Annotated in this window: 10 protein-coding genes; 3 read left to right on the forward strand and 7 right to left on the reverse strand. The window is 50.9% G+C overall.

Annotated elements, in window-relative coordinates; translation table 11 throughout:
* Positions 1 to 33: 33 nt before the first annotated feature.
* Positions 34 to 582: an Rpn family recombination-promoting nuclease/putative transposase gene (locus tag RIF25_RS16920; protein WP_322879695.1), complete on the reverse strand. Its 549-nt coding sequence runs from the start codon at positions 580 to 582 to the stop codon at positions 34 to 36.
* 114 nt (positions 583 to 696) lie between these two features.
* On the opposite strand from RIF25_RS16920, the gene RIF25_RS16925 reads away from it, so the two are divergent.
* A complete protein-coding gene (locus RIF25_RS16925) occupies positions 697 to 1,569 on the forward strand; it encodes a metallophosphoesterase family protein (RefSeq protein WP_322879696.1) in 873 nt (290 codons plus the stop codon).
* Between the two features lie 15 nt (positions 1,570 to 1,584).
* On the opposite strand, the gene gatA is transcribed toward RIF25_RS16925, so the two are convergent.
* The 4 genes from gatA to RIF25_RS16945 all read right to left on the reverse strand — a co-directional run bounded on the left by gatA (position 1,585) and on the right by RIF25_RS16945 (position 8,973).
* Positions 1,585 to 3,045: an Asp-tRNA(Asn)/Glu-tRNA(Gln) amidotransferase subunit GatA gene (gene gatA / locus RIF25_RS16930; RefSeq protein ID WP_322879697.1), complete on the reverse strand. Its 1,461-nt coding sequence runs from the start codon at positions 3,043 to 3,045 to the stop codon at positions 1,585 to 1,587.
* Positions 3,046 to 3,244: 199 nt separating this feature from the next.
* Positions 3,245 to 5,161: a PP2C family protein-serine/threonine phosphatase gene (locus tag RIF25_RS16935; protein WP_322879698.1), complete on the reverse strand. Its 1,917-nt coding sequence runs from the start codon at positions 5,159 to 5,161 to the stop codon at positions 3,245 to 3,247.
* Positions 5,162 to 5,402: 241 nt separating this feature from the next.
* Positions 5,403 to 6,617 carry an FHA domain-containing serine/threonine-protein kinase gene (locus tag RIF25_RS16940; RefSeq protein ID WP_322879699.1) on the reverse strand — a complete coding sequence of 405 codons (1,215 nt, stop codon included), beginning with the start codon at positions 6,615 to 6,617 and terminating at the stop codon, positions 5,403 to 5,405.
* A 109-nt stretch (positions 6,618 to 6,726) separates the two neighbouring features.
* Positions 6,727 to 8,973: a serine/threonine phosphatase gene (locus tag RIF25_RS16945; RefSeq protein WP_322879700.1), complete on the reverse strand. Its 2,247-nt coding sequence runs from the start codon at positions 8,971 to 8,973 to the stop codon at positions 6,727 to 6,729.
* A 312-nt stretch (positions 8,974 to 9,285) separates the two neighbouring features.
* Here RIF25_RS16945 and RIF25_RS16950 point away from each other — a divergent pair, with 312 nt between their 5' ends.
* Together RIF25_RS16950 and feoB are read left to right on the forward strand one after the other, a co-directional pair.
* Positions 9,286 to 9,534 carry a FeoA family protein gene (locus RIF25_RS16950; protein ID WP_015124310.1) on the forward strand — a complete coding sequence of 83 codons (249 nt, stop codon included), beginning with the start codon at positions 9,286 to 9,288 and terminating at the stop codon, positions 9,532 to 9,534.
* Positions 9,531 to 11,372, forward strand: a complete 1,842-nt coding sequence (gene feoB / locus RIF25_RS16955; RefSeq protein ID WP_322879701.1) for a ferrous iron transport protein B — start codon at positions 9,531 to 9,533, stop codon at positions 11,370 to 11,372. Before RIF25_RS16950 ends, feoB begins: the two co-directional genes overlap by 4 nt.
* Here feoB and rsmD read toward each other — a convergent pair.
* Together rsmD and RIF25_RS16965 are read right to left on the reverse strand one after the other, a co-directional pair.
* Positions 11,369 to 11,923: a 16S rRNA (guanine(966)-N(2))-methyltransferase RsmD gene (rsmD, locus tag RIF25_RS16960; RefSeq protein WP_322879702.1), complete on the reverse strand. Its 555-nt coding sequence runs from the start codon at positions 11,921 to 11,923 to the stop codon at positions 11,369 to 11,371. The genes feoB and rsmD overlap by 4 nt on opposite strands.
* 20 nt (positions 11,924 to 11,943) lie before the next feature.
* Positions 11,944 to 12,576 (reverse strand): class I SAM-dependent methyltransferase, encoded by a 633-nt coding sequence (locus RIF25_RS16965; protein ID WP_322879703.1) that lies wholly within the window; start codon positions 12,574 to 12,576, stop codon positions 11,944 to 11,946.
* Positions 12,577 to 12,756: the final 180 nt, after the last annotated feature.

Genomic DNA, 12,756 nt, shown 5'->3' on the forward strand with positions numbered 1-12,756 from the left:
GCTTTGACACAGCTTCAGAAAAAGTGTACCAACTTAGCGAGGAATATGCTGTATGGCTTGTTGTGTTGGTAGTGGCTCTACTCTGGCTCGCCTGACAATGCTTTGAGCGAGTTCCTTTGCCATTGGGGGCTGAATCACTGTGAGTTGGATCAGTTGTACGGGGAGAGAAGTGGTTTCATCCTGTGCAAGTTCATCTAAATAAATGCGATGGATTTGAGGACTATTGAGAAGAGATTCGTAGAGAGTGCAGTTTGATTGTTCTGTTTGATGATTGGGATAGATGACAACTGCTTGCCAATTAGCTAAGGTATGACGGAAACGGTAAAGATAAATGAAAATTTCGCTAAAAAATCGCTCGTAAAATTGCTCATCCTTTTGAAACTGCACTTCACAAAAATATACAATGCCTAATGTTGTGTTTTCTGGTGGTAAAAAGACCCCATCTATTTGAAAAGCTGTTTCTTTGACCGTGATGGATTCAAAGCGATAATCCGGGGCCTGGGGGGGAGCCGTGGGCAGCAATTCAAAGAGGCAAGTGGGAAATTGTTGGAAGAGTTGATAGAAGATGGAATCGCGTCTCATAAAGTCATTTTAGGAGTTGGACTAAATAATCGCACCCATATCACCCAGGCCAGAGGTCAACATACCCAAGTCATCGGGATTAAACTACAAGATTAGACCTGTACCGAGATATTCATGCCCTTAAAACGTCGCGATTTTTTAGCCTTTGGAGCCGGATTAACCTTGGGGCCACTCTTGGCCTGGATGCAAAAACAAGGAGCTGTAGCCGCCAATAGTCCTCAAGTTCCCCTGTTGCGGTTTGTCGCTGTGGCTGATACGGGGACGGGAGCCGCGGGTCAATATGAAGTCGCCAATGCCATGCTGGCCTGGTACAAGCTCAACCCCTTTTCTTTGGTGACACTGGCCGGGGATAACATCTACAACGATGGCGAAATGGAAAAAATTGGGCCGAACTTTGAAAAGCCCTATCAAGGCCTGTTGCAAGCTGGAGTGAAATTCTACGCCTGTTTAGGCAATCATGACATTCGCACCCACAACGGGGAGGGACAAATTCGCTATCCCGGATTTAATATGGGCGGGCGTTACTATACCTTTACCCAAGGCCCCGTCCAGTTTTTTGCCTTAGATACCAATCGTGGAAATCACTGGGATGCCCAATTGGCCTGGCTAAAAGAGCAACTCAGCAAGAGCAGGGCGGCCTGGAAAGTGGTCTTCGGTCATCATCCCATCTACTCCTCAGGCATTTATGGCACCAATCCAGCTATGGTTGAGCAATTCGCACCTCTTTTTGAAAAATATCGAGTCCAGCTTTATATCAACGGCCATGAGCATGACTATGAACGGAGCCACCCGATTAAAGGCACAACCTATCTAACCGTGGGGGCCGGAGCCGGAATTCGCCCTGTTGATCGATCTGGGTGGACTGCTTATAGTGCCAGCCGCCTCAGTTTTGCCAGCCTGGATGTGATGGCCAATCAACTCATCATTCATACCGTTGGCACAGACGGGCAAGTGTTTGATCAAGGTGTGATTGAGCGGGTCAGTTAGGCTTGCCCTGAACTATTAAAGAGTGGGCTGTTGTTTGTGCCAATCCGTGGCTTGCTCATAGGCAGAAGCGACTTGGAAAATCTGATCTTCCCGTAAAACATTGCCAATAATCTGCAAACCAATGGGACGACCGTTTTGATCAAACCCACAGGGTAAGCTTAATCCTGGCAATCCGGCCAAGTTAACAGGAATAGTCATTAAGTCAGACAAATACATACTCAGGGGATCGGCAGTTTTTTCCCCGGCCTGGAAGGCAGTGGTTGGCGCAGTCGGTGAAATGAGCACATCAACCTCAGCAAAGGCATTGGCAAAATCTTCTTTGATTAGGGTGCGGACTTTTTGAGCCTTTAAGTAATAAGCATCATAGTAGCCAGCCGAGAGGGCATAGGTGCCAATCATAATCCGCCGTTTAACTTCACTGCCAAAACCTTCCGCCCGCGTCTTGGTGTACATCTCCAATAAACTGTCTGCATCGGCCCGGTAGCCAAAGTTCACCCCATCATAGCGGGCTAAATTAGCTGAGGCTTCGGAAGGGGCAATGATGTAATAGGTGGGTAAGCCATAGGCAAATCTGGGACAGGAAATTTCTTGAACTGTGGCCCCCAATCCTTCTAAGACTTTGACTGCTGCGGCCATTGCTGCTGAAACTTCCGGCTGCAATCCGGCCCCCAAGGTTTCCCGAATCAGACCAATCCGTTTACCTTTTAAGGGTTTCTTTTTTTTACCCTGATCCACAAACTGACTATAGTCAGGCACTTCAACCTGCAAACTGGTGGCATCCTGGGAATCATAACCGGCAATCGCAGTCAATAGAATAGCCGCATCTGTCACCGTTGGAGTCAAGGGGCCAATTTGATCCAAGGAGGAGGCGTAGGCCACTAATCCAAAGCGAGACACCCGGCCATAGGTAGGTTTGAGACCAACAATTCCGCAAAAAGCAGCGGGCTGACGAATGGATCCCCCGGTATCGGAACCCAAGGCCGCCACACATTCCTGAGCAGCGACCGCCGCCGCGGATCCCCCCGATGATCCTCCTGGCACACAGGCCAGATCCCAGGGATTTGCTGTGACTTGAAAGGCTGAATTTTCCGTAGAACTGCCCATGGCAAACTCGTCCAGGTTAGTTTTTCCGAGCATAATTGCCCCGGCCTGGTTTAATTTCTGGGTCACAGTTGATTCGTAGGGAGGGATAAAATTAGCCAGAATCTTAGAAGCACAGGTTGTTCTGACCCCTTGGGTACAGAGATTATCTTTAATGCCTAAAGGGATACCGGCCAAAAGACTAATTTCTTCTCCCGCGGCAATTTTGGCATCTATCGCTTTAGCTTGGGCTAGGGCCTGGTCTGCTGTAATCGTTAAGTAACTGTGGATTTTCGGTTCAAGCTCGCTGATCCGGTTGAGGTAATCTTGGGTAATTTCAGTGGCGGAGCGCTCTTTTTGGATCAGTTGACGATGTAGCTCCCAAATCACTGACATGAATTCATTCCTAACTCTCAGCTTTCCTAGTATAGCCAGGCCAGGTTCGCCCGCTCACGCCCAGCTACCATTAAACAATCAGCGCAATTCTCCTGTTTTCCGAGCTAGCCTCAACTTTCAGCCCAAAGCTTCATTATTCAGGTTCAAATCAAAGGCAGCCTACATCATCACAAGAAAATTCCTTGGTGTTACGGATGGGTTAATAGCCAGAATTGGTGGTCGGGGGTGATGAGGGTTCAGACTGATGAGGAGAAAATAGCCAGTAGCCTTGGTACCAGGCCCAGCCTCCCACCGCCAGGATTGTAATCACCAATACCATCACGGCCACCCTCAACCAAGATAGGCGGAGGTTTTCTGGGGCAGGAGGCAGGGAATCTGGGAGAATTTGTTCTGGTTCAAAGTTCTCCTCTAACAGCAGGACATCACTGCCTAACTCTTCTGGTGAGGGATAGAAAATCTGCACATAGTTGGGTTCTGGTGGGGTGTGCTCAGGGGGTTGGACTCGGAAACGGATCAGGGCAACGGTGACATTATCGTGACCATTGCGGCTATTGGCTAACTCGACTAAAGCTTGACAGGCCGGGCGTAAATCGGTTGGGCTGTCGGCATCTGTTAAAAGGGGCAATAACAACGTTGGCCAATACTGCTCAACCCGGTCTAAATCGCTCAGACCATCGGAGCAAAGCAACAATAGGCTATCTTCATCCACAATCAAGGGGCTAATGGTCGGCCGTAAGTGGGCGGAGGGAGCGACCCCCAAGGCCTGGATCAAAGAGCCTGCATAGGGATGATTTAGGGCGACTCGATAGGGACTTACACCTAAGCGCACTTCGCGAGAGGCAACATCGTCGTCCAATGTGACTTGATAGCAACCATAGCGAGTGACCCAATAGGCCCGACTATCCCCAACATGGGCTAAATACAGTTGCGCTTGCTGGGCCAGGGCCGCTACAAGGGTTGTTCCCATCCGTTGCCGGTCTTGGCGTTCTTCAGCATCATTTTGGACGGCAATTAAATCATTGGCACGGTGAATCACAGCCTCTAGGGTAGTCTGGATATCGCCACCGCTGATGAGGGTATGCCTCAACTCTGGGAGGGCTGCGGTGAACGCTTGAATTCCCAGGCCCGAAGCCACATCACCCCCCGCATGGCCGCCGACACCATCACAAACCAGAGTGAGAACTTCCGACTCAGCCACCAAAAATGTTTCCGATGGCGGGTAACAATTATCTTCATTGCGCTTGCGGCGGGGGCCTTTGTCCGTTTGGGTGGCTAAATCAAAGGTAAAGGTATAATCCTCAGCCACTTCTGTGATCCAGGCCTGGATCTGCGTTTGGAAATAGGTCGCGGCGAGGTCAGCCTCTTGGGGTAAATTTTCCCGCAGAGTTGTCCATCTTGCTTGGGTCGCCACCGCCTGAAAGGGACACCACTCTGACCAGGCCTGGAGGAGTTGCCCGAGTTCTGGGGCTGTTTCTGAACTTGGATTTAACGTTAACTGGACAAGTCGCAGAATGGCCCCTTCAACCCGTAAATACTCCGGCTCAAATAAAGTAGCACTGACTCCGGCCTGGGTTAAGGCTGGCCACAATTGCCCCATCTGCCAGAGCCAATTTAACTGCCGGAATAATCCTGCTTTTGTCCAGGCCTGGCGGAGGGGCACAGCACTGGTGAGTCCGGTCAGGGTGTGGGGCAGTTGTAAAATCGGCAAGTCAGCAGTAATATCCACTTTTCCCCAGGGGCCGAGTTCCAGGAGTAACACCGGTTCTGGTTGCGTTAATAGCCCAAATACTTGGGGGATATATAGTCGCCAACTAAACAGTTTCAGATAGGGTTCGATCAGAGCCAGGTGAGTATCCGTATAGGGGGGCGGATCTCCAGGTTGGGTATCGAAGACTAAATCCGGCCCGCGGACTAGAAATCGCCCCGCCAAATAACTGCCTGGTTCCAGAGGCGTACGATCGTCTGGCCAAATTACCCGTAAATATCGCTTTGGCAGGGGAGTCTGACAGGCATGGCAATGGCCAAAGGCCTCCAGATTTTCCCGATTACAGGCCGGGCAATACAGTGTGGCCAGGGATAACGGCCCAGAGGCTCCTTGGCTTTGCGGCTGACTCACCCCACCTGCGCTCCTATCCAACTGACATCTCTGCTCTCACCGTTTTGAATAAACCCAGGCCCGCGCTAAGGTGGATGATTGACCAGCCAGCCGGGGAGCCTTGGGGTTAATTTCTTTCCCACAATCTTATCCTATCCAAACCTCGGCCCCGCTCCCTGGTTTAACCAATATTATCTTTGTCCATCTCTCCCCATGCGAATGTGAGCAGCATCCAGGGCCGAGAACTTCATCTGGGGCTGGATTAAGCGTTCTCCTGGCAACCTTTCAAGGCCCGCGCCAATTCAATCGCACTTTGATAGCGGTTACTCACTTGGGGTTCGGTGGCCCGTTGGATCACGAGCTTTAGATTTTCGGGCACTGAGGGTCGATCTAAGATATTCAGGCGATAAACTCCCATCTCATGGCGATAAAACCGAATCGGGCTGTCCCCCAGCAGTAAAAAGGCCAGGGTTGCCCCAACCGCATATAGATCCGACTGAACAACTGGATGCCCCAGCATTTGTTCGGGAGCCGAATACCCCTCCACCGCAATTCGTGTCCCTGGGGAATGGCCAGCTTCCTTAACCGCCCCAAAGTCAATCAACACCACTTGGTTATCACTGGAGCGCACGAGTAAATTACTGGGTTTGAGATCCCGGTGAATCACCTGCGGATCTTGGTTGTGGAGATAATCGAGAACGCCACAGGTTTGTAACATCCATTGAATGGCCTGGGTGGGTTCTACGGGGCCATTGCGAATCACCCAACGGTCTAAATCCAGGCCATGAATCAGTTCCATGACTAAATATTTTTTGCCATCCTCAATGAAATAATCATGAAACTTAGGAATTCCGGCATGACAAAGTCCCTGGAGGATCCGAGCTTCCCGTTCAAAAAGCTCCTGAACTTTGTCTTCTGCCTCAACATCCGAGCGCAATTCTTTGAGAACCCAAACCTGCGGCAGTTGATTGGGGCGATAGTCCGTTTCTTGGCAGACCAGATAAGTGGTTCCCATTCCCCCATGGCCCAAGAGGCGAAGAACCTGATAATTGCGGATCGTCCGCTGGATATTCAGGGGCTGCCCGCAGTGGATACAAAAAAGATTTCCTGGCATATTCCCAACGTGCTGACAGGTGGCCAAGGTAGAAGGAGCATTGCGGCGACTGAGGACTTCAAATTGCAGGATCGGGCCCGTTGGGCCAAGTTGGAGGAGGCTACCATTGCCCAGGGGGCCATCACTGACTAATTTGCCGTCTAGAAATGTCCCAGTGGGGCCGACATTTTTGACGTACCACCGCCCCAAGTTTTCTGGATCCGTATAGCAAGCCACCTCCGCATGGTAACGGGCAATCAAAATATCATTCAAAATAATGTCATTATCAGCCGCTCGGCCGATGCGGATAGTTGGTTTAGCCGGAAATCGCCAACGTTTGACAGGGGTGCGCTTCCAGGGATCAAGCAAACTCAGTGTAACCACAGTTTTTCATCACAATTTAGGAGAACAAGAAGCTGAAATGTTTGATAATGTGCCAACCCAGCATCCAGGCTTCAGAACTGGCCGGAACATCAATATGCCCTAGAGTTCCTTAAAAAATCTGATCTAATTCTGAGCGCAACTTCATCCGAATCGCAATCACTGTTAAGTTATCGTGACCATTGTGCTCATTCCCTAAATTGATTAACGCCCGAACCCCTTTGCTTAAGCTGCTGTCAAAACTCAAGAGCGGAGCAACATGGCTTTCAATGTGGGACTCAAGACAGTCGTTGTCGGTTAAGCCATCGGAGCAGAGGAGAAACACCGTATCATCCGTCACCTCTAGGGTCAAAATGTCGGGGTTGAGATAGTCATTGCCACGGGGGCCCAAGGCCTGGGTGAGTTGGTAGGCATCGGGACGGGCATAGGCAATTTCCGGCTCTACACCGCGCTTGATGTCCCGCTGACCCACTTCATGATCGACCGATAGCTGTTCCAGGCCAAGCCGCCGGGTAAACCGATAGGCCCGACTATCCCCCACATGGGCCAAACAAACCGCCTGATTATGAACCAAAGCGAAAACAAGGGTGGTGCCCATCCGTCCACTGCCAATGGTGCGCTGATCCTCGTTGTGATTGAAAATAGCCTGGTTAGCAGCAAAGATGGCCTGGCGAATCACCTCATCTTCTGGGAGTGGCTCACCCTCTAGCCAATGCTCTTGGAAAAAATTAAATAGTGTGCTGGCGGCTAAGGAACTGGCGACTTCCCCTTGGGCATGGCCACCCATCCCATCACAGAGAACATAAAGCCCGCGGGCCTGGAGTTTTTGCCCAATCGATGTCCCGCAATAGTGTTGCCGATGATCAATCAGGAAAAAGTCTTCATTGTGGTGTCGTTGCCGCCCAGTATCCGTCAAACCAATCGTATCTAACTGGACTAATTGCTTGGGTAAGACCGCAGTTGGAGAATCCTCTGTAATAGCTTGGGCTGGGGTAGAGTTGAGATCCTGTTGCCAATGGGCATCTAGGCTGGCGACAACGTTTTTCAAGTCAAAGTCTTGGCTATTGCCGAGGTTGATGAGGTCGGATTGGAGCGTTTCCCACAGTTGTTCAATTAAGGCCTGGATGTCAGCTAGGGTTTGTTGCGGTTGGGTTTGAAGCATGACAAAAAGGGGCTGAAAGGCCTGTTGGCGGGAAGGGGGGGCCTGGGATAATAAAGACTGCCAAAGACGAATCAAGCATTTTGGCGATGGATCAGGGAGGGGGGAAAAGTCAAGCTGTCGGACGGCTAAAATCCCTTCACCGTAAATACAAAGGTTATCTTCATCCAAAAGACTGGCCGCACAGCCCCAGGCCTCCAGATTGGGCCAGAGGTCAATCATTTCCTCCATCCAGGCCAGCAGTTGCCCGTTATCCAATTCTGGATCCTGCCAGGCCTGCCATAAACTCGGACATTGACTCCGATCCTGCAAAACCAAGAATTGACGCGGCTCATGGATCCCCTGCTGGCCTGGGCCATAACCAACCCAAGCATCCTGGAGGCGGGGGACAAACTCAGAGAATAGTAAACGTAAACTCAGATAGCTAATTACCACTGGAGTCGGGGCATTGGCCTGGGCCTGGAGTTGAGTCAACATCTCCTGCGGCTGAGTTAAATCAAACCGATCAGCCTGTTGAATAAAGGTTTGACTGAACTCCAAAACTCCAGTTGGGCGGCTGGATTGAGTATCTTCCACACGGCCAGATGTTGTATCCAGGCTAAAAGACGTGAGGCAACGGTAGCGGTTCTCCTCGTCTAAAAAGATGGCCCCTTCTTGGCGTTCGGTATCTTGTTCTAGCAGCGGTGGCAGATCAGGCATCCTCTCACAGGTCAACCAGGGAGAGTCAGAATCACAGGGATAGACGACTACGGCACAAATTGGCTCAGACCGGCTGCCAAAATTCGTGAGCAGGTCTCGGCTGATCTCCTGGATGTCAATGGCATCGGGAATGAGGGTTAATTCATCATCACCGGGATAGGCTTCAGTAACGGGTAATGAGACAGGGGTTTCAGTCTGGGGAAAGTCCGCTTCAGTCGAGTTGGGTTGCAGATTAGCGGGAGAGGGGGGCGGATCTCCAGGCCTGGAATTGGCAGCGGTTAATAAATCTGGAGTCCAAGTCATTTCTTCGAGTTCTGACCAGGCCAGTTCGGCAGTACCTTTGGCTCCGAGTTGCTGAGAACTTGATTTTGCCGCGGATTCGGAAGTCGCTGAGCTTAATTCATTCTCGACAGGGGTGGGGGGAACAAGGGGAGTGCCACAGTATAAGCAGAACTTGTTTGTCTCGGCATTAAACTGGTGGCAGTGAGGGCAGACAAGCATGAATAGCAGCCCATTGTAATTTGCAATTCCTATATTTTAGTCATCTCTTCCAGGAGTTTTACAAGCTCAGATGACATTTTGGCAAGTTTTTAGAATTCAACGAGATAGGGGCCAAGCCTTCAGGCCAGCGTCAATTTTCTCAGCAGAGTCTTTCTTGATCAAGGTGGCGGAATTGGGAGTTGGGCTGTCACTACTAGGGATTAAATCTTTGAGAAATCCTGATATTTTTGCGAACATATCTTTGTAGGGCGGTCGCGGTTTGCCTTGAGGCAAGATTCATCTGCGGCGACGGAAACTCACCAGGAGGACAAAATGCCACTGTCGGAATTACCTATCGGGGAAATTGCCACCATCAGCCATACCGAAGCCACTGTGTTTGGGCCCGGTTTTACGGATCGTTTAGCCGCCTTGGGGATCATGCACGGGCGCAAAGTGGAAGTTTTACGCAAAGCCGCCCTAGGTGGCCCCCTCCATATTCGAGTCGGTTTAACCACAGAAGTCGCGATTCGCCGTCATGAAGCCGCCTTGATTATCTTGAATGCTCCCTCGGTTCCCCGATGAGTACCTGTCACTCTGGCGCAGTTGCGGTTCCCACCCACCAGGCCACGAAACGCATCGCCCTCCTAGGAATGCCCAACACAGGCAAGTCAACTCTGTTTAACCGGATGACCGGGGCCAGGGCCTTTGTCGGGAATTGGCCAGGGATGACCGTTGATCTGCTCCAAGCCGTGATTCCCTTAGGGGAGGAAATGGTCGAGTTTGTCGATCTCCCCGGTATCTATGATCTGAATGGCTTCAGTGAGGATGAGGCCGTAGTTCAGCGATTTCTAGCAGAATTTCCGCTTAATTTGATTCTGATTATCCTGAATGCGGCCCAAATTGATCGGCAGGTACGGCTGGCTCTCCAAGTTAAGGCTCTCGGTTTACCGGCCATTGTCCTGTTAAATTTATCCGATGAAGCCAAACGATTTGGGATTGAGATTCATGGGCCCACCTTGGCTCAAAATCTGGGGATGTCCGTTTGTCTCCTGAGTGCCAAATATGGTCAAGGATACGCCCAGGCCCTGGCTGAAATAACCTGCACCCTCAGAGAACAAGAAACCGCCTATCAAGTGGCCAACCTCCAGGACTGTTTGACGAACAATGGCAGCCTCAACCAGGACATAACGACAGTTTTAGCCGAGGCCGTCGTTTTCCCTAGCCAACTCAGGCGCACAGTTACCGCCAGCCTAGATCGATTATTCCTGCATCCAATTTGGGGTATTCCCCTCTTTTTTACGGTCATGTTTGGCTTGTTTATGGTCATTTGGCAAGTGGGACTCCCCTCCCAAGATGTGATGGGCAACATTACCGACTGGCTGAATCAAACTCTCCTGCAACCCCTGATCAGTCCCCTGCCTCACGTTATCCAAGATTTGATCACCAATGGCCTCTGGAATGGCCTGGCCACCGTGGCTTCATTTTTGCCCTTGGTCGTGATTTTCTTTTTTGTCATGGCGGCCATTGAGGATAGTGGCTATTTATCCCGGGCTGCCTACCTGATGGATGCCTTTATGGGCCGGTTGGGCCTGGATGGACGGGGCTTTGTGATGCAGATGTTGGGGTTTGGCTGTAATGTGCCGGCCTTGATGGGCACCAGGGTGATGCGCTCCCAGGCCCTGCGGTGGTTGACGATGTTAATTATTCCCTTTTCCCTCTGCTCGGCCCGGCTCCAGGTGTTTGTGTTTATCTTGGCGGCTGTGTTACCAGGAATGAAGGGAGCCGTTGCCCTGTTTGGCTTGTATGTTCTGAGTTTTGTCGCGGCATTTTTGGCAGCTGCAATTTTTAGCCAGTCCCAGCAATTAAAAAACCACGAACCCTTTATTTTGGAACTGCCCCCCTACAGATTGCCCACCTTGAAGCACGTCCTCTTGCGGGGCTGGGGTGAAGTTCGAGAATTTCTCTATCGGGCCTCGGGGTTTATTACCCTTGGGTGTTTGGGCGTGTGGACGATTACCAACTTACCGCCAGGGGCAACGGGCCTGGATACGATTGGGGGGCAAATTGGCAAATTACTGGTTCCGATCATGGCTCCGGTGGGGATTGATCCGCAGCTAACGTTGGCACTAATTTTTGGGTTTGTAGCCAAGGAAATTGTCGTAGGTTCCCTGGCGGTGATTTATGCCATGAATGCCAGTGCTGTCAGCCAGGCCATTGCCGCCTCTGTAACGGTTCCCCAGGCCCTCAGTTTTTGCATTTTCTGTTTACTCTATACCCCCTGTTTAACGACCGTGGCTGTTCTCAAAAGTGAATCCAAATCCTGGGGCCTGACCCTGTTTTCCCTCGTCTTTTCCCTAGGCTATGCTTGGCTGATGAGTTTCATTTTCTATCAAGTTAGTCTGGGGCTCCATTGGGCTTAGGTCATAATTTCGTCATTAAAACTAGAAGCAATAATCAACGTTGTGCTGCCATAGACTTTTTGCCGATACGCCCCCAGGCCCGTTAAATCCGGCAGTTGATGAGTCCGACATTCCACAGCCATTGCTCCAGTGGGGCTTAACAGGTTTAATTCGGCAATGAGTTTGAGAACCGGTTGATAAAGATGGCTGTCGTAGGGTGGGTCAAAATAGATATGGTCAAAGGGGGCAGGCGGTAGTTGCTTTAAGGCTTGGAGCACATCAGCGCGGATGACTTGGAATTGCTGCTCGGTCTGGGCGAGGGATTGCCAATTGTGTTGAATCAGCCGACAGGCTTGGGGATTTTTCTCGATCCCAACCACGACACTGGCTCCCCGGACTAAGGCTTCTGCCCCCATGGCCCCACTGCCTGCACAGAGATCCAACCAGCGACAACCCGAGACCGAATTTTGCCAGATGTTAAACAGGGCTTGGCGAACTTTGGCCGTAGTCGGACGGGTCTGATTGCCAGGTGGGGTCGCTAATTTCCGTTGTCCCTGAATCCGAATTACCATGGTGGAGTTCCCAGCCGAAATTAAGCGGTGGGCTTTTGGGCCTGGATGACTTGTAAACTCCCGCCAGTATAAGTCTGGTATTTCTGAATTGCAAAACCCAGGCCCTGGAGTTGTTCACCTAAATCCTGACGGATAAACTGCCAGGCCGTGTCGGTTTCAAAGAGATAGAAAAAGAGGCCCAGGCCTGGCCACAGTAAGGGCAACTGGGGCGGGTGAAAATCAACCAAAGCAAAAATTCCCCCAGGCTGCAAAACCCGATAAACCTCGGTCAAAATTTCCCTCAAGGTGGCCTCAGGCATTTCATGGAGGGCCAAACTGGTGTGGACTAAGCCAAATTGATTATTTGCAAAGGGCATTGTCTGGGCAAAGGATTCCACAAACTGGGCCTGGGGAACAGCGAGTTGGGCCCGTGCAATGGCCTGGGGAGAGGCATCAAGCCCCGTCACATTTTCAAATCTTTGACAGAGTAATTTCGTCACCGGCCCGTGGGCGCAACATAAATCTAAAACTGGGGTAGTGGCCAGTAAGTCTAAATCCTGCCAGGCCAGTTGTCGTAACCGCGTTTCTCCCCCCACCGCCACAGCGGCCAAACGGGAAACTGTGTCATAAAACCAGGGATAGCGGTAACTCCAATCGCGAAGAATCGTGGCCATAGGTTCACTCAAGCACCGGAATTAAAGCCCACAATGGCATATGTTACGTTGAAATTAAAGAATGCTCGCAGATTTAGAGGTTTTCCGATGAAGCATTCCGTTACCCAATCAAATCATGGGTCGAGGCTTACAGCAGATTCTCCAACTAGGTGGCACAGTAGCAACAGTGAGTATAGTAGT

This window comes from Pseudocalidococcus azoricus BACA0444, from assembly GCF_031729055.1.
GTDB lineage: Bacteria > Cyanobacteriota > Cyanobacteriia > Thermosynechococcales > Thermosynechococcaceae > Pseudocalidococcus > Pseudocalidococcus azoricus.

Excerpts from the sequence above, each read along its gene's own strand:
- RIF25_RS16950 (WP_015124310.1), top strand. The coding sequence starts at position 9,286 with ATGCCACTGTCGGAATTACCTATCGGGGAAATTGCCACCATCAGCCAT.
- RIF25_RS16920 (WP_322879695.1), bottom strand. The coding sequence starts at position 582 with ATGAGACGCGATTCCATCTTCTATCAACTCTTCCAACAATTTCCCACT.
- feoB (WP_322879701.1), top strand. The coding sequence starts at position 9,531 with ATGAGTACCTGTCACTCTGGCGCAGTTGCGGTTCCCACCCACCAGGCC.
- gatA (WP_322879697.1), bottom strand. The coding sequence starts at position 3,045 with ATGTCAGTGATTTGGGAGCTACATCGTCAACTGATCCAAAAAGAGCGC.
- RIF25_RS16945 (WP_322879700.1), bottom strand. The coding sequence starts at position 8,973 with ATGCTTGTCTGCCCTCACTGCCACCAGTTTAATGCCGAGACAAACAAG.
- RIF25_RS16965 (WP_322879703.1), bottom strand. The coding sequence starts at position 12,576 with ATGGCCACGATTCTTCGCGATTGGAGTTACCGCTATCCCTGGTTTTAT.
- RIF25_RS16925 (WP_322879696.1), top strand. The coding sequence starts at position 697 with ATGCCCTTAAAACGTCGCGATTTTTTAGCCTTTGGAGCCGGATTAACC.
- rsmD (WP_322879702.1), bottom strand. The coding sequence starts at position 11,923 with ATGGTAATTCGGATTCAGGGACAACGGAAATTAGCGACCCCACCTGGC.